The organism is Actinacidiphila acididurans (genome assembly GCF_016918855.1).
Classification (GTDB): domain Bacteria; phylum Actinomycetota; class Actinomycetes; order Streptomycetales; family Streptomycetaceae; genus Actinacidiphila; species Actinacidiphila acididurans.
In genome coordinates, this window is the sequence record NZ_JADKYB010000014.1 from 177511 (window position 1) to 194740 (window position 17230).

Annotated in this window: 11 protein-coding genes and 1 pseudogene; 6 read left to right on the plus strand and 6 right to left on the minus strand. The window is 71.0% G+C overall.

Annotated elements, in window-relative coordinates; genetic code table 11:
* Positions 1-262: 262 nt before the first annotated feature.
* The 3 genes from ITX44_RS25240 (at position 263) to ITX44_RS25250 (ending at position 4486) form a co-directional block, all read left to right on the plus strand.
* Positions 263-2317 (plus strand): carbohydrate binding domain-containing protein, encoded by a 2055-nt coding sequence (locus ITX44_RS25240; RefSeq protein WP_205359657.1) that lies wholly within the window; start codon positions 263-265, stop codon positions 2315-2317.
* 178 nt (positions 2318-2495) lie between these two features.
* Positions 2496-2801, plus strand: coding sequence for a MazG nucleotide pyrophosphohydrolase domain-containing protein (locus ITX44_RS25245; RefSeq protein WP_205359658.1), 306 nt, complete (start codon positions 2496-2498; stop codon positions 2799-2801).
* A gap of 647 nt (positions 2802-3448) precedes the next feature.
* On the plus strand, positions 3449-4486 hold the full coding sequence (locus ITX44_RS25250; protein ID WP_205359659.1) for a hypothetical protein: 1038 nt from the start codon (positions 3449-3451) through the stop codon (positions 4484-4486).
* A 15-nt stretch (positions 4487-4501) separates the two neighbouring features.
* Here ITX44_RS25250 and ITX44_RS25255 read toward each other — a convergent pair whose 3' ends face one another.
* From ITX44_RS25255 to ITX44_RS25275, 5 genes are all read right to left on the minus strand, one after another.
* Entirely contained in the window at positions 4502-4753 is a 252-nt protein-coding gene (locus ITX44_RS25255; RefSeq protein ID WP_205359660.1) for a DUF6480 family protein, read from the minus strand.
* 184 nt (positions 4754-4937) lie between these two features.
* Positions 4938-6560 carry an FG-GAP repeat domain-containing protein gene (locus ITX44_RS25260; RefSeq protein WP_205359661.1) on the minus strand — a complete coding sequence of 541 codons (1623 nt, stop codon included), beginning with the start codon at positions 6558-6560 and terminating at the stop codon, positions 4938-4940.
* Positions 6561-6815: 255 nt separating this feature from the next.
* A complete protein-coding gene (locus ITX44_RS25265; RefSeq protein ID WP_205359662.1) occupies positions 6816-9560 on the minus strand; it encodes a bifunctional YncE/alkaline phosphatase family protein in 2745 nt (914 codons plus the stop codon).
* 7 nt (positions 9561-9567) lie between these two features.
* The gene (locus ITX44_RS25270) at positions 9568-10944 is read right to left on the minus strand and encodes an ABC transporter permease (protein WP_205359663.1); all 1377 of its coding nucleotides are present in this window, start codon (positions 10942-10944) and stop codon (positions 9568-9570) included.
* The gene (locus tag ITX44_RS25275; RefSeq protein ID WP_205359664.1) at positions 10941-11891 is read right to left on the minus strand and encodes an ABC transporter ATP-binding protein; all 951 of its coding nucleotides are present in this window, start codon (positions 11889-11891) and stop codon (positions 10941-10943) included. Before ITX44_RS25275 ends, ITX44_RS25270 begins: the two co-directional genes overlap by 4 nt.
* 255 nt (positions 11892-12146) lie before the next feature.
* Between ITX44_RS25275 and ITX44_RS25280 the strand changes: the two are divergent.
* The 3 genes and pseudogenes from ITX44_RS25280 to ITX44_RS25285 form a co-directional block, all read left to right on the plus strand.
* Positions 12147-13082: pseudogene (locus ITX44_RS25280) on the plus strand (lysozyme); the annotation flags it as partial.
* A gap of 69 nt (positions 13083-13151) precedes the next feature.
* Positions 13152-13508: a peptidoglycan-binding domain-containing protein gene (locus tag ITX44_RS41430; RefSeq protein WP_307795483.1), complete on the plus strand. Its 357-nt coding sequence runs from the start codon at positions 13152-13154 to the stop codon at positions 13506-13508.
* 129 nt (positions 13509-13637) lie between these two features.
* A complete protein-coding gene (locus tag ITX44_RS25285) occupies positions 13638-14051 on the plus strand; it encodes a GlcG/HbpS family heme-binding protein (RefSeq protein WP_205359666.1) in 414 nt (137 codons plus the stop codon).
* A 162-nt stretch (positions 14052-14213) separates the two neighbouring features.
* On the opposite strand, the gene ITX44_RS25290 is transcribed toward ITX44_RS25285, so the two are convergent.
* Positions 14214-17051 (minus strand): galactose-binding domain-containing protein, encoded by a 2838-nt coding sequence (locus ITX44_RS25290; RefSeq protein ID WP_236061517.1) that lies wholly within the window; start codon positions 17049-17051, stop codon positions 14214-14216.
* Between the last annotated feature and the right edge of the window lie 179 nt (positions 17052-17230).

The following is a 17230-nucleotide window of genomic DNA, read 5'->3' on the forward strand; positions in this document are numbered from 1 at the left end:
ATATCCGGGCACCGAGGGCTTGACGGGAATGACAGGTCCAGACCATTCTTCCGGTGCGTACGGTTCGGCCGTGCCGCGTGAGGTGCGCCGACCGGCCGTTCCGACTGCTCTGCCGTTCCGCCGTAGTGCCGTTGCCGCTCTCCTGCTCTTGCGTTCTGCCGTTCGCTGTTCCGCCCCGCCCGTGTTCTGCCCCGCCCGTGTTCTGCCCCGCCCGTGTTCTGCCCGCCATCCCCCACTGTGCGAGTGCGAGACGAGGGAACCCATGGTCCGCAGCGCCTATGCCGCGTTCGTCGCGGTCGTCCTCCTCCTGGCCGGTTCGCTTTGCCTGGCCGGTCCGGCCCGGGCCGACGGCGCGAACCTGGCCGCCAATCCCGGCTTCGAGACCCACGATCTGACCGGCTGGAGCTGCGCGCCCACCGCGAGCGTGGTCACCAGCCCCGTGCACAGCGGCAGTTACGCCCTGGCCGCTTCTCCCACCGGATCCGACACCGCCCAGTGCGCCCAGACCGTGGCGGTGCAGCCGAACGCGGCGTACACGCTCTCGGCGTACGTCGAGGGTGCCTACGTCTACCTGGGCGCCGACGGCTACAGCTCCACGTGGACGCCGTCCGCCACGAGCTGGCAGCAGTTGAGCACGAGCTTCACCACCGGCGCGACCACCACATCGGTCACGCTCTACCTGCACGGCTGGTACGCGCAGGGCACGTACCACGCCGACGACGTCTCGCTGACCGGCCCGGGCGGCGGCACCACCCCGCAGCCGCCGGCCACTCCCGGCGGCCTCGCCGTGACCGGGACGACCAGCAGTTCGGTCACCCTGTCCTGGAACGCCTCGTCCGGCGCCACCGGTTACACCGTCTACCAGGGCTCGGCGAAGGCGGCCTCGGTGACCGCCACCACCGCGACGATCGGCGGGCTCGCGGCGAACACCGCGTACTCCTTCTCGGTGACCGCCACCAACAGCGCGGGCGAGTCGGCGCGTTCGGCCGCGGTCGGCGCGACCACGCAGCCGACGGGCAGCGGCGGCGGACCGGCTGCCTGGCACCCCTCGTACCTGTCGATCGGCACCGTCTACACCCCCGGCAGCACGGTCGACTCCTACTTCTCCACCCTCAAGTCGCACGGGCCGCTGCCGAATTACGGCTACGAGTACCTGATCGGCGGCGACTTCTCCAACTGGGCGGCCACCACGACCACGATGGTCAACCACTCAGAGCAGTTCGGCATGACCCCGGTGCTGGTCGACTACGGGATGAACGGCAACGTGGACGGCACGAGCGTGGACTTCACCAACATGCAGAACGCGAGCTGGCTGACCACGTACTTCGGCGCGCTGAAGAACGCCGCCTCGGCCGCCGCCTCCGCCGCGCCCGGCAAGCCGGTCGGCTGGGTGATCGAGCCCGACATGCTCGGCTACCTCCAGCAGAACTACGCGGCCTCGTACGGCAATGACGCCTCGCGGATGCCGGCCGCCACGCACGCCGCCTATTCCGCCGGGGTGCTGGCCTCGGGCACCGACCCGGCCTTCGGCGACAACCTGCGCGGGCTGACCGAGGCGATCACGTACACCATCAAGAAGTACGACCCGGCGGCCTTCGTGGGCTGGCAGGTCAACACCTGGGGCGTGCGCGACGCGCTCAAGGACACGGACTCGATGGGCTGGACGGCGGGGCGCCAGTCGGTGGTGAACAACGCCACGCAGGTGGCCGACTTCGCCAAGAGCGCCGACATCGGCTACCACGCGGACTTCGTGGCCTTCGACCAGTGGGGCCAGGACTTCGGGATCCTGCGCGACCCGAACCCGGCCGCCGACATCCGCTATCTGAATGCCGCGCACTGGAGCAACTACCTGCTCTACGTGCAGACGATCCGCCAGTCGGTGGGCCTGCCCGCGGTGCTGTGGCAGATCCCGGTCGGTCACCTGAACTCCACGCGGACACCCAGCCCCACGTACTGGAACGCGTCCGGGGTCTTCCCCGACCTGGACAACGTGACCGCCGAGCAGAACGAGGACTCCGCGTCCACCTTCTTCTACGGCGACTCCTTCACCTCGAGCGGGAACAACCTGTCGTTCTACAGCAGCAATCCCGGGGGTGACCCGAAGGTGTCCGTGAGCGGGTCCACGGTCACCTGGGGCTCGCACATTCCGGACGCCGCGGCGGCGGGTGTCGTCGCCATCCTCTTCGGCGCGGGCACCGGCACCGGGACGTACGGGGTGCCGGAGATGGTCGGCACGAACCAGACCGGGCCGGGGGACTTCGGCTACTGGGTGACCCGGACGCAGTCGTACCTGCGCAGTCCGGCGGCGCTGCCGTAGCGTGCCTTTCCCCTCTGCGGCGGGGGTCCGTACGGTGCGCCGTACGGGCCTCCGCCGCGGTGCGTCGTAGAGCCGCGGTTCGTTGTACGGGGCCCGGCTCGACAACGTGCGGTTCGACAACTCGCGGTGCGGCGGCGGATCATGGGGCGGCAGAGACGGACCGCCGGAGGACCGACCCGTGGACATCGCGAGCGCCCAGCGCCTGGCCTGGCAGAACAAGCTCGCCAAGGGCTTCAACACCACCGACGTGGCCCTGGAGTTCGGCCTTCTGACGGCGGAGGTCGGCGAGGCGTTCACCGCCTGGCGCAAGCACCTGCCCGACCTGGGCGAGGAACTCGCCGACGTCTTCCTCTACCTCGCCGCCCTGGCCGAGATGAACGGGCTCGACCTGGGCGAGGAAGTGGCCCGGAAGATCGCCAAGAACGAACGGCGCACGTACGAGCGCAACGCCGACGGGGTGCTGATCCGCACGAGCGAGGAGTGACCGGGGGCGACCGGAGATGCCCGGGGAGCCGGGTGGGGCGGGAATTCCGCTCGCGGTCGGGCACCTCATCACCCGGAGTTCACCGGGAGCGGGTAACCACCGACGAGGGCCAGAGGCACCAGGAGTCCCTCCCGGCCTCCGGCGAGGGCTCCGTGACCTGGCGCACCGCCTCCTCCCTTCCCGCCTACGTCCGCGCCGAAGTCCGCCACCCCCTCCCCGGCGGCACCCCCGGCCACGGCAACACCATGGGCCCCGCCCTCCAATGGGGCCCCATGGCCGCCCTCACCAACCCGGTCTTGGGGGGTGCGGGAGTGGGAGCGGCCCTCTTCGGAGGAGGCGTGGGCAGGGTCCCCGGCCCGAGGCGGCGGGCGGGGCCGCTTCCGGCGTGGAGTGCGTGCGGGGTCGCCCGGGGCCGGCGCGGCGGGCCGACCAACCCGCTGCCCCGGTTGGCCGAGGTGGGTGCGCTCGAGCCCCGGCTCGGCCGGGCGAAGGCACACCGCGGCGGCGGATCCGGCGCCCGGTTTGGCGGTGGCGGGTCGCCGGGTGTGCGATGGGGGCTGGTGGGTCGGGCGCGGGTCCGGGCGGCAGGTGGACGCGGGGCAGGGTGCGGGATCGGGTGTGGGGCCGGGTGCGAGGAGGAGAGTGGGATGGCGTGGTGGACGGAGCGGCTGTTGCGGGCCCGGTTGCCGGAGGGCGAGCGGTTTCTGTTCCGGCGCCGTTCGGTCCCGGCGGTGGACTGGTCGTACGGGGACGCGCGGCTCGCAGCGATCCGGGCGGCGGCTCGGGAGGACGGCGCCGCACACTGGCCCGCCGTCCGGGAGCACCTGGCCGCGGCCGAGGACGGGGAGGACCTGACCTTCCTCCTGGACGGGCTGCGGAACCTGGCCGGTGTCGAACGCTGGACGCCCCTGGTTCTTGACGCCCACCCGGAGGACCCGTTCGCCCTGCTGGTCTCGGGTGCCCGGCACGTTGGCTGGGCCTGGCACGCCCGCACCGGCTCCGACACCCCGACCCCCGCCGAGGCCGCCGGTTCCGAGGAGCAGCTTCCGGCGAGCCTGCGCACCGTGTTCCGGACCCGGTTGGAGACCGCCGAGCGCCACCTCGCCCGTGCCGCCGAGCTGGTCCCCGCCTCACCGGCCCCCTGGTACTTCCTCCAGGCCAGCGGCCACGGCCTTGACCTCGGGCCGGAGATCGCCGAGCGCCGGTTCGCGGCCGTGACCGAGCGTGCCCCGGGCCACCTCGCCGCCCACCGCCAGCGACTGCGCCAGCTCTCCCCCGCGGCCGACGGCCCGTACGAGACGGCCCACGCCTTCGCCCGTGACGCCCTGCTCGCCGCCCCCGCGGGCAGCCCCCTCGGCGAGCTCGTCGTCCTCGCCCACCTCGACCACTGGCTCGGCCTCGGCGGCGACCCCGATTCCGTCTACCTGACCAGCACCTCCGTCCTGGACTCCCTCCACGAGGCCGCCGCCCGCTCCGTCCTCCACCCGGACTTCGCCCAGCTCCGCGACTGGCCCCTCACCGTCAACGCCTTCGCCATGGCCTTCTCCCTGGCCGGCGACCGGCCCACGGCCCGCCACCTCTTCCGGGTCCTCGGCGACCGCCCCACCGAGACCCCCTGGCGCTACCTCGACCCCCGCTCCCCCGTCGTCCCCTTCCTCGCCTGGCGCTCCCGCGTCACCCGCTGACCCCCGCCCCGGGGCTCACACCATCAGCTCTATCGCCATCCCCAGCGCCCCGGCCGCGAATATCGCGACGAACACCATGATCACCACTATGGGCGCCGCCCCCCACCCATGACTCAGCGGCTCCCGCTCCGGAGCGTCCAGCCCCGACACCCCCGAATCGGCCGGCGACGTATGCCCGGCCCACTGCACCGAGTCCTCCGGCACGCTCAGCCCCTCGTCCGGCAGATGCGGGCTGCTCCCCGCCCTGACATGACCCACAGCACCCATCTCCGACCTCCGATCCCGTACATCCGTGCGAATCCCGCACCCGGTTTCTACCCACCCCACCTCCACCAAAGCACCACTTTCGGGTGATATCACCTGCCGCCGAACAGACAGGTGCGGCCGGGCACCGGCCCGGCCGCACCCACCGGATCACCGGATCACGGCTACCGGATCACCCTCACCCGGATCAGGCCAGCCCGCTCACCGCGGACCAGTCCAGGCCCGTCCCCGACACCTCGACCGCCGCGCCGAAGTGCCCGCTGTTCGTCCCGGGCACGAAGTCCAGCACGCCGCCGGAGGTCACCCCGTACAGGTCGACCTGCCCGTCCCCGTTGGCGTCGCCGACCACCGTGAGCAGCGGGAAGTCCGCCGCCGTGAAGCCCTTGCCGGCGCTGATCCACTGCTCGGTGGGCGCCAGGGTGCCCGTGCCGGTCCCCGGGGCGATCCACAGCCTGCCGGTGACGTCGTCCCGCATCAGCAGGTCCGGGATGCCGTCGTGGGTGAGGTCGCCCGGCGCAAGGACGGTGGTGTGCTCGTAGCCCCCGCCCAGGTCCGTGCTGGTGCCCGTGATGCCGATCGACGTACGGGGCCACAGCAGCAGGTGGCCGTTCTCGACGGTCAGGATGTCGCCGTTGGCGGAGCCGTCGAGCGATCCGGGCAGGACGAGCTGGGTGGCGGCCGCCCAGGTGGAGCCGTCCGAGCGCCAGAAGGAGAGCACCACCTTCCGGAAGTCGCCGAGACCGTTGTTGCTCACGCGTTCCATGACGCCCGTGGAGGTGATCCGCAGCAGATCCTGGTAGCCGTCGTTGTCCAGGTCACCGTTCTGCGCGATCAGCCCGGTGGAGAAGTCGGCGGGCGAGTCGGGGTACGTCGCGGCCGGCGCGAGCGTGCCGTCGCCCTTGCCGAGCAGGGTGTGCAGCGTGCCGTCGGTGCCGGTGGCGATCAGGTCGGCCGTGCCGTCACCGTTGAGGTCGCCCCGCGCGTCGACGGTCGTCGCCGAGGCGACGAAGAACTGGTACGTGACCTGCCCGGACAGGTTGCCCGCGCGGTCCTGCGTCTGCACGTAGAGGGTGTTCAGGCCCCAGGCGGTCGGCGTGATGGTGATGCTCGCCGTGCCGTCCGGGCCGAGCGGCACCGAGGTGCCGCCGCTGACCGGGATCACGTCGCCCAGCCGGTAGCGGACCGCGACGACGTCCGACGAGCCCGGGCCGCTCACCGCGACGTGCACGGTCCCGGTGGTACGTGCGACCGGCGCCGGCAGCCCCGAACCCAGCGCCGGGAAGTCCGTCGAGGACACCTGGGGCGTCGCGGGCGGGGTGTGGTCGGTCAGGAAGTGGCACGGCGCCGACCAGTCCGAGACCGCCCCCGTAGCGGTCACCGCCCGCGCCTGCCAGGTGTACGTCACCCCGTCGCCGAAATCCGTCGCCGGCAGCGTGAGCCGCGCCTGCGACCCGCTGCTGATCAGCGCGCTCGTGTAGTCGTACGACGCCGATCCGTCGCTCGGCGTCACCGCGAACTCGGCCCCCACCGACGAGTGGTCGCTGGTCGCCACATTCGCGTCGAAGGTGACACTGCCCAGCCCGATGTACCCGTACGGCTCCTGTGCGCCGCACGCGTCCCCGGCCGCGCCCCCCTGCGGCACCGGCGACGTGACCAGCCCGGTGGGCACCTCCGGTACGGTGTCCGCCGCCCTTGCCGTGGTCTGCGCGGCCCCCGCCGCGACGACCGCCAGCATGCCGGCCGCGGCCACCGCCGCGTCCCGGCCCATCGTCCGTTTCCTGCGCATCAGCGCGTCAACCCCCCACGTCACAGGGCCGGATGCCCCTTGTCGGGCACCCGGCGAATCCCTGATCGAATGTAGATCCCGGCTCTGACATCGGCGACGAGATTTCGGCCGCCTGCCGCCTGCCGCCTGCCGCCCGCCACCAACGCCCGCCACCCGCCACCCGCCGCCAACGCCGCCACCCGCTGAGCCCTGACGCGCGGAGGGGCCCCCGCCCGACGTCACCGCCGGGCGGGGGCCCCTCGCTGTGCGCCTAGGCGCTTTTTACGGGTTCAGCCGAGGTCACTCCGTGTCGGAGGACGGGATGTAGGCGCCCGGGACCTGGCTGGGGGTGTAGATCTTGGAGTCGCCGGGGTACGGCTTGCTCCAGGCGTGGGTCTCGTACCAGGTGAGGCGGTTCATCTGCTCCGGGTTGGCGTAGTCCGGGACGGCGGTGGGGCCGGTCAGCCGCTGCTGCGACTTCCAGGAGTTCCACTGCGCCGCGACCGAGGCCTCGGCCGCCGGGACCTTGCTGGAGGGGACGGGGGCCGCGGCCGGGTCGGCCGGGGCCGGGGTGTCCACACCGCAGGACGGGGCGGGCGACACACCGTCGGTCAGCGAGGTCCGGTTGGGGACCGCGGTGAACGGGGTGTAGTCGGGCTTGTTGGTGAACGCGGTGGTCATCGGGGTGGCCGCCGAGTCCATCTGGTTCATCGGGTCGATCCCCAGGATCTGCTCGATGGTGCGGACCATCGTGATCTGGGAGTAGTAGTGGCTGTCGACCGTGCCGTGCTGGGCATACGGGCTGATGATCTGGATCGGCGCCCGGTGACCGTCGACGTGGTCGGTACCCGCCTGCGAGTCGTCCTCGAGGACGAAGATCGCCGAGTCCTTCCAGTACTTGCTGTGCGAGATCGTGTCCACCATGCGGCCGACCGCGAGGTCGTTGTCGGCGACCTGGGCCGCCGGGCTCGCCGAACCACCGGTGTGGTCGTTGGACAGCCAGAACATGTTCAGGTTCGCAGGACCGTTCTTCTCGAAGTCCTGCTGCCAGATCTGCTCCTTGTACACGTCCGGCACGCTGGTGTCGAACTGCGGGAAGCCCTGGACCGTCACCTTGTTCAGGGACGGGATCGCCGAGCCGTCCTTGATCGGGTAGGCGGTCTGCGCACCGGTGGCCTGCATGTTCTTGGTGTCGCAGTACAGGTTCTGCCACGACGCGCCGGCCGGCTTGGTCTCCGAGGACTGGAACTCGCCGAAGTCCTTGACGGTCTTGCCGGCCGCCTCGGCACCGGTCCAGATGAAGCCGGTCTTCTGGTGGCCCAGGACGTCGTTCTCGGTGTCGTAGCTGCGGGTGTACTCACCGGCCGAGGACTCGGTGTACTCCGGGTTGTCGCCCTGCGTCACCCAGTTGTGGCCCTCGGCGGAGTTCGTGCCCGTGTCGTACGTGTTGTCGTACAGGCCGAACTGCTGCGCCAGCGCGTGCTGGTTCGGCGTCACGTTCGCGCCGAACTGGGTCAGCGACGGGTCGCCGTTGCCCTGCGGCAGGTCACCGAAGACCTGGTCGTAGGTCCGGTTCTCCTTGACGATCAGGAAGACGTGCTTGATCGTCGACGGGTCGCCGAGCCGGACGGGGACGGCGACCGGCTGCACGTGGCCGTTGTTCGTGGCCTTCTTGACCGAGCCCGCGGTCCAGCCGTTCTGCTGGAAGACCTGGGGGGTCAGGCCCTTGACGCCGTCGTCGGACGGCAGCTTGAACGACGTCACGCTGGAGGTGGTGTCGTGGGTGCCGTGCTTGGAGGTGTTCCGCAGGGCGTCGATACCACGGGTGTTGGCGACCGTCACCTGGTTGCCGGCGACGGTGATCCCGGACGGGTAGTAGTCCGTCGGGATCAGGCCGATGTAGCGGGCCGGCTGCTGCGCCGAGGTGTACTTGTAGACGGCGACCGCGTTGGCCCGGCCGAGCGTCACCAGCAGGTGACCGTCGTCGGTCAGCGCCACCGAGTTGGGGTCGTAGCCGACCGACGCCACCGGCCACGGCTGGGTGGCGATGGTCTGGACGACCTTGTCCTTGGCGGTGTCGATGACCGACACGCTGTTGTCGGCGGTGTTGGTGACGAACACCACGCCGTTCTTCGCGTAGACGGCGGTCGGGTGCAGACCGACGTCGATGCTGCCGACGGCGGCGGCCGAGTTCGACAGGTCGATGACGCTGACGGTACCCGTGGTGGCGGCGCCCGTGTCCGGGTTGGCCGGCACGTTGGTGCCGTACGAGTTCATCGTGGTCTCGCCGGCCTTCGCGGCGCGGCCACCCTCGTTGCTGACGTACAGCTTGCTGCCGACCTGGACCAGGCCGCGCGGGGCGGTACCGGTGGTCCAGCTCTGCTTGATGGTGCCGGTCGCGGTGTCGATGGCCACCACGCGGTTCTGGCCGTTGACCGCGGCGTACACCGTCGAGCCGTCGGCCGAGAAGACGGCCCCGGCCGAGAGCGCCTGCGCCGAGCCGGCCGCCGCGATGTTGACGTTGACCGGGCTGGACAGGGTGCCGTCGGCGTTCACCGTGAACTTGGTGTAGCCGTTGGCGCGGCCCAGCCACAGCTGCTTGCCGTCGGGCGAGTACACCGGGCCTTCCTGGCCCACGTCGCTGCCCGAGATGCGCAGGTCGTCGGCCGCGTTGCTGCCGATGCGCTGGACGATCTTCGAGGACTTCAGGTCCACGATGACCAGGTCCGCGTCGCCGTCCGTCACGGACGCGGCCATGAAGCCGCCGTCCGGGCTGACCGTGGACGACATGATCTTGCCGTCGTTGATGACCAGGCGGGCACCGTACGGCTTGATGATCTGGTCGCTGGAGATGACCTCGCCCTTGGCGGTGGTCTGGCCCACCTGGTCGAAGCCGAACTGGTGGGTCGAGGCGAAGGCGGTGCCGGCGACCAGGAGAGCGGCAGTGGTAGTACCTGTCGTCACCAGGGTCCGACGGCCGATGCGGTTGCCGAGAAGGGTGGAACGGTCCTTCTCGAGACGCCGCCGACGGCGTGTCACGTGCATTTCGGGGTTATCCCTTCGGGGTTGCGGACAGCAGGTCGACATTGCCGTCGAACTGCCACATCGGGTTCGGTGCGTCCCCGGTGGAGGTGTGCACCAGGAAGTAGCCGTTCACTTCCTTCGGTCCGTCGCCGTCGGCGACGTACCGCCCGTTCGAGGAGACGTCGAGTTGGTAGATCGCCTGACCGGTGGTCTCGACGCCGGGGAGATGCCAGGTGACGATGCAGTGCCAGTCGTTGCCCGCACCGTGCGGGTCGGACCGGCCGTCACCCTTGTCGCACGCAGCCGAGACCTTGAGCTGGGCCTCCGTGACCGCGGGGCGGTTCAGCTCGTCGGTCTGCATGCGGTAGAGGTGGGCGAAGGCTGTGGCGACCGACCGCTGCACCTTCGCCTGGTCGATTCCGGAGCCCATGGACGGGGTCGCCACGGCGACGACCGCGAACGTGGCGGCCAGGAGGCCGGCCAGCGGCAGGGCTCCGACGACGAGCGCCCGGCGTCCGGAGCCGTCGTAGCTGAGGTTGGTGAAGTCGCGCCGCATGAAGATCAGGTACGCCAGCACCGTCGCGAGGACCGCCCACACCAGGCTGACCACGATGCCGATCACCAGCGGGCGCAGCTGCTCGGGGCTGGCGAACAGGCCGTTCCAGGAGATGAAGGCGTAGCCGGGCAGCGCGGCGCGCAGGGCTACGGGCAGCGGCAGCATCTGGGCGAGCTGCATGGCGATCGCGACAAGTGCGGGCAGCAGCAGCCCCATCGGGGAGCGGCCCAGCGCGACCGAGCCGAGCAGTCCGATCCCGGCCAGGGCCAGGGTCGGGGCGAGCGCGCAGGCCCAGGCGAGCAGCACCTTGCCGGCCGCGTCGCCGGACGACAGCAGGTGGCCGTCCAGGCCCACCAGCGGGTGGTTGCCGACCGCGAGGAGCCCGCCGACCACGCCGGAGGCGGTCAGCCCGACCACCATCACCACGATGACGGTGAGGCTGGCCAGCGCCTTGGCCACGAAGATCCGCCGGGGCGAGCGGACCGCCACCAGCAGGTGCCGCCAGGTGCCCAGCCGGTCCTCGGCGGCGAACACGTCGCCGGCGACCACCGAGGTCAGCAGCGGCAGCGCCCAGGTGCCCGCGAAGCCGAGCACCACCAGCGGTCCCGCCCAGCCGGTGGCGTGCATCCAGCGGCCGAAGAGGGTGTCGGTGGGAAGCGTGCTCTGCTGGCTCACCGCCGCGACGAACAGCGCCGGCGCGATCCAGCAGGCGAGCACCAGCAGCCGGATCCGCCATTGCGAGACCAGCTTGACCACTTCGAAGCGGTAGCCGCGCGAGACGGGGACGCGGGCGGCCGGGACGACATGCTCGGCGGCAACGTTGTCGTCGGCGGCAATCGTCGCGCTCATCGGTCGGCCTCCTGCTGCTGCTCGGTCAGGGCGAGGAACGCGGCTTCCAGCGGCGAGACCACGGGGGCCAGTTCGCGCACCGCGATGCCGGCGTGCACGAGCCGCGAGACCAGGTCGTCCAGGGCCGGCACCTTGGCGCGCACCACGAGGAGGTCCTCGTCCTGCCGCGTCCCGGCCTCGACCGCGTCCACCAGGCGCAGGCCGGCCGTCTCGACGGCGGTCGCGCGGGCGGCGCGCGGGTCGGAGGTGAGCAGCCGGTAGTCGAGTTCGCTGTTCTCGGCGGCCAGCTTGCCCAGCGGGCCGGAGAAGACGACGCGTCCGGTGGCGACGATGGTGACCTCGGAACACAGCGCCTCGACGTCGTCCATACGGTGGCTGGACAGCACGACGCTGGTGCCGTCCGCCGCGAGCCGGGTGAGGACGCGGTGTACGTGCTTCTTGCCCGCCGGGTCCAGGCCGTTGGCCGGCTCGTCGAGGACCAGCAGCCGCGGCTTGGTCAGCAGGGCGGCGGCGAGTCCGAGCCGCTGGCGCATGCCGAGGGAGAAGCCGCGCACCCGGTCGTCGGCGACGTCGGTGAGCCCGACCTGGTCGAGGACGTCGCCGATCCCGGCCGTCCGCTTGTCGATGCCGCGCAGGGCGGCCAGCGCCGCGAGGTTCTGGCTCGCGGTCAGCGAGGGATAGAGACCGGGCCCGTCCACGAACCCGGCGACGCCGTCGGGAGCGGCGAGCGCCCGTCCGACCGGCGTACCCAGGATCTCCAGGCTGCCGCCGTCGGCGACCGACAGGCCCAGCAGAAGGCCGAGCAGTGTCGTCTTGCCGGCGCCGTTCGGGCCGACCAGGCCGTGGATCTGACCCTGCGCCACATCGAGGTCGATGCCGTCGAGCGCGACCACGTCACCGAAGTACTTGGAGATCCCGCGAGCCCGGATTGCGAGGTATGTGCCCATGAGTCCCTTCTTTCAAAACCTCCAAGGACACTAGGGAGGACACACGGCCCATACAGGGACCACACATTGAACGTTCCAGGAACAGGGAACGACCGGCAGCACTTTCAAAGGACCGGACCTCAGTGTCCGCCCAGGTCACGGGAACGGCGGGCGCGACACGGGCGCTTGGCACGACAGGGGCGCAGCCGCTCCCGCACGGCGGTCAACGCGCGTAGTCTGCCATCGTCATGTCCATGCCCCCCACTGAGGGAGTACATGCCCATGAACCGCCGCACCCCCCGACCGAGATCCCGCGCGGCCCTGCGCCGCCCGAGCTCCGCCGCCGTCGCGCTGCTCGCCGCCGCCTTCGCCCTGCTCTTCGCCGTGCCGGCGACCGCCTCCGCCGGCACGGCGGGCCGGTCCTCCGCCCACCCGGCGGGCGCGGGCGTCAAGCCCGTGGCGATGACCCACCCGCAGGACGACTACGCGGGCGCCGGGCTCGCCCGCCTGAGCCGCGCGACCGCGACGACCACGACCACCGCGACCACCGCCCAGCGCAACGGCACCGCGCTCGCCCCGCTCGTCTCCACCGGCCCGGCCGGCCTCGACGTCAGCGGCTACCAGGGCAACGTGGACTGGACGACGGTCAAGAACAACGGCGCGTCCTTCGCGTACGTGAAGGCGACCGAGGGCACCACCTACACCAGCCCGAACTTCTCGCAGCAGTACACCGGTTCGCGGAACGTCGGCCTGATCCGCGGCGCGTACCACTTCGCCCTGCCGAGCAACTCCTCCGGCACCGCCCAGGCCGACTTCTTCGTCGCGAACGGCGGCGGCTGGAGCAACGACGGCTGGACGCTGCCGCCCGCGCTCGACATCGAGTACAACCCGTACGGCGCCACCTGCTACGGCCTGAGCCAGTCCGCGATGGTGTCCTGGATCCGGGCGTTCAGCAACGAGGTGCACACCAAGACCGGACGCTACCCGACGATTTACACCACCACCGACTGGTGGACCACCTGCACCGGCAACAACAGCGGCTTCGGGACGACCAACCCGCTGTGGATCGCCCGGTACAGCACGAGCGTCGGTACCCTGCCGGCCGGCTGGTCCGCCCAGAGCATCTGGCAGTACGCCGACTCCGGCACCTTCCCCGGCGACCAGGACACCTTCAACGGCTCCTACGCCGCGCTGCAGGCCCTCGCCCACGGCACCGGCGGCACTCCGCCGCCGCCCACCGCGAGCTGGCCCACCGTGCAGCAGGGGCAGAGCGGTGAGCGTGTGAAGACCGTGCAGTACCTGCTCAACGCGCACGGTTCCGCGCTGACCGTGGACGGCTCCTTCGGACCCGCCACCGACACCGCCGTACGCTCCTTCCAGTCCGCCCACGGCCTGTCCGTCGACGGCGTCGTCGGCCCCCAGACCTGGCAGGCGCTGGTCGTCACCGTGCAGCAGGGCAGCAGCGGCCCGGCCGTCCAGGCCGTGCAGAGCCAGCTCAACGCGCACGGCTCGGCCCTGACCGTCGACGGCTCCTTCGGACCCGCCACCGACACCGCCGTACGCTCCTTCCAGTCCGCCCACGGCCTGTCCGTCGACGGCATCGTCGGCCCCCAGACCTGGGAGACGCTGGTCGCCTGACCTGCTTTTTCAGCCTTTGCACCAATTATGGTGATTCGGGCATCCGGGGGGTGGGCACATTAAGTACGGGATCCGGCCGCGGCGGGATCCCCGAGCGCAATGCGTCCACTCCACCGGAAGGGACCGAGTATGCGGAGCATCGACACCATTTCCCTGGACGACGCACGCCGGATCATCGCGGCGGGCGAGGACCGAGCCCAGCAGATCGGGCAGCCGAGCAACATCGCCGTCGTGGACGCCGGCGGCAATCTGGTGGCGCACGTCCGCATGGACGGCGCCTGGATCGGCAGCGTCGACATCGCCATCAACAAGGCGTTCACCGCGCGGGCCTTCGACATCGCGACCGCCGACCTCGCGGAAAACGCGGGCCCCGGCGACCAGTTCTTCGGGATCAGCGGCTCCAACCAGGGCCGGGTGATGATCTTCGCGGGCGGCATACCCCTGCGCGAGGACGGCAGGATCATCGGCGGTGTCGGCGTCAGCGGCGGCTCCGGGGACCAGGACCAGACCGTGGCGGAGGCGGCCGCGGCCGGCTTCCGGTGACCGGATCGGCCGGGTGTACGGGGTGGGCCCGGCCTCGTTGAACGCCGTGTGCCGCCGGGCGGGGATCGGCCCGGCGGCACATCGGGATCAAGCGGTTCGACTGCAGCAGGTCAGCAGCAGGTCGGACAGCGGCAGGTCAGGAACAGGTCGGTCAGCGGCAGGTCACGAGTTCCAGACCTGGAACTCCGCGACCTGACCGGCCGGCCAGCCCGTGTTCGCGGTGATGTTCACCCGGAACCAGCGCTGGGTGCTGGCCGGGAAGGTGATGGTGACCGTGTTGTTGGCGGACGGGTCAAAGGTGTAGTCCGCTGACGACTTCAGCGTGGTGAAGGAGGAGCCGTCGGTGCTGCCCGACACGGACAGGGTCTGGGTACGGGCGCCCCAGCCGGCCGGCAGTTGCAGCACGACCCGGCTCGCGCTCTGGGCGGAGCCCAGGTCCACCTGCACCCACTGCGGGAAGGCGTTGTTGGCGCTCTCCCAGTAGGACGACTGGTTGCCGTCCGTCACGTTCGACGACGCGTACACGTCGGTGTGGCTGGACTCGGCGGTGGACCTGCCGGCCGCCAGGTTGGTGCTGACGGGGCCGCCGCCCCCGGTGGCGAAGGCGAGCGAGTTGAGGTTCCAGCCGCCGTTGTCCTGGTTGACGGTCAGAGTCTGCTGCCCGGCCGGGAGGCTGACCGTGGCGGTCGCGGTGCCCCACTTCTGCCAGTCGCCGGTGGCCGGAATCGCCACCGCGCCGCTGAGGTTGCTGCCCGAGGCGTTCGACAGGTGCAGCGCGCCGGCCACCGCCGAGGGCGCGGCCACCCGCAGGGTCACCGTGTAGGTGCCGGCGGTGGCCACGTTCACGGTGTAGCGGAACCACTGCCCGCTTCCGGTCCAGCCCAGGTCGTAGCCGCCGCCGGTGTCGGACGTGGCCTCCAGGTCGACGCCGTCGCCGCGGTAGCCGTTGCCGGTGCCGTTGACCGAGGTGACGTTGTAGGCGACGCCCTGGCCGCCGGTGTCGTAGTTCTCCGCCTGTACGGTGCCGGGCACCGCGGCGGGCGTGCCGCCGTACGGGCCCTCCGGCGTGGTGGTGCCCTGCCAGCTGTTGCCACTGACCGACGCGGTGAAGCCGCTGGAGTTGTTCGCGTACGCGACCTGTCCGCTGCGCAGCCCGGTCAGCGTGTTCCCGGTGATGGTGGCCGAGCCGGTCGGGGCCGGGTAGAACGGCGGGGAGATCACCACGCCGTTGCGCCAGGGCGAGGTGATCGTGTTGTTCTGCACCACGCTGTTGGTCGAGGTGGAGAACGCGATCGCGTCGTAGAGGGAGTTGATCACGGTGTTGCCGGTGGCGGTGACGTGGTCGACGATCCCGGTGTTCTGGCCGTCGCCGCCGTTGCCGATGTGGAAGGCGGGCTGGCCCTGGCTGTACGCGTTCCCGCCGGAGCGCACCACCGTGTTGCCGGTGATGGTGGCGGACAGCAGGTCGCTGCCGTTCACGCCGAACCGGCCGGCGCCCAGGCCGATGTAGCGGGCGGTGTCGCTGACGTAGTTGTTCGTGATGTGGTGGCCGCTGCCGCCGTAGACGGCCACGCCCTTGCCGCCCCACGGCGCGATCGAGGTGTTGTTGCTCACCGTGATGTTGGTCATGGGGTTGTAGTACGTCTTGGAGCCGTCGCCGTTGGTGTTGTAGTTCACCGAGTTGATGGCGATCGCGTCGTCACCGGTGCCGCGCACGAAGTTGTTGGTGACGGTCAGGTTGTTGCCGCTGCTGGCGTTCAGGGAGACGTTGTTGACGTTGATCCCGTCGGCCCAGATCGCGGTCAGCCGGCTGTTCTCGACGGTGCCGCCGGTGCCCGACGCCCAGAAGCCGGACATCGTGTGCTGCGTCCAGATGCCGTTGGCCACCCAGTTGGTGCCGGTGGTGTCCATCGCGCCGCCGTCGCCGCCGATGGTGCTGCGGCTGACCGCGTTCGCGTCGATGTGGAAGTTCTGCACCGTGCACGAGGTCACCGAGAACAGCGCCCCCAGCGGAGTGCTGTTCGGCACCGGCACGTCACGGTAAACGGTGCTGTACCACATTCCGGCGCCGGCGATCGTGATGCCCTGTGCGTTCAGGCCCCGGGTGCCCTTGACGTAGAAGGTGCCCTGCGGGATCCAGAGGATCTTGCCCTGCGACTGCGCCTGGTCGATGCAGTTCTGGATGGCCGCGCCGCTGTCCACCGACTGGCTGTCCGCCGCGCCGTTGGTCGGGTTGTTGTCCGCGACCGCGCCGCAACTCGTGATCGAGATCGAGTTGGCCGGCTGGGCCAGCGGGGCCGGCGGGTTCTCCGCGTCCACGGCGTCGACGTCGTAGAAGGAGGCGGAGTTGGCCGAGTCCTTGCGCAGCGAGAAGGTGCTGCCGGGAGCGATCGCGGCGCCCGTGACGAAGGTGTGCGACTCGTCGAAGAACACCCGCGGGTCCCCGTCGCCGGGGTTCTGGTTGTCGCTGGTGTTGTAGTTGTTGTTGCCCTCGTAGACCCAGGTCTGCTTCGAGTTGAGGTTCAGCGCCTGCCGGAAGACGCCGTCGACGTAGAGGTCGAGGGTGGCGGTGGTGCCGCCGCCGGACGCCGAATCGGGAATGCTGGCGCGTACGTTCAGGAAGCTGATCGGCTGACCGGTGGTGTTCGTCCACTGCACGCCCTGGCCCGTGCCGGCCAGGTGGACGTACGCGTGGCCGGACGCCTCCAGCGCGGCGCTGGAATACTGCGTGGTGGGCGCGGCGGTCAGCGACACCGCGGCGGCGCCGCCGGACAGGGTGCCGGCCTCGGCCTCGTAGGTGGTGAAGGGCTCGGTGGCACCCACCGCCGCGGCGGCCGACGGGGACACGGCGGCCTGGGTACGGGGCGCGGGGACGGCGTGCGAGGCGGCGCTCGCCGGTAGGACGGACACCCCCACCATGCCGGTGACGGCAACGGCGACCGCCGCCAACCGGCGTCCGACGTGACCCGCGCCACGTCGAGGTATCGGGAACTCCCGCATCTGACGCTCCTTCAGGTATTCGGTGCCTGGCGGCGGCGCCCCGACCGTACAGACCGCCCGCGAACCCCAGCAAGCTTCCGACCGGACAAAGAAAAAATTTCACGGAATGTTGGAAGTGGGGTGCCTGGGCGGTGCCTTGCGCAGGCGGGGTGCCGGGGGTGCGGGGTCGGGGCCGGGAG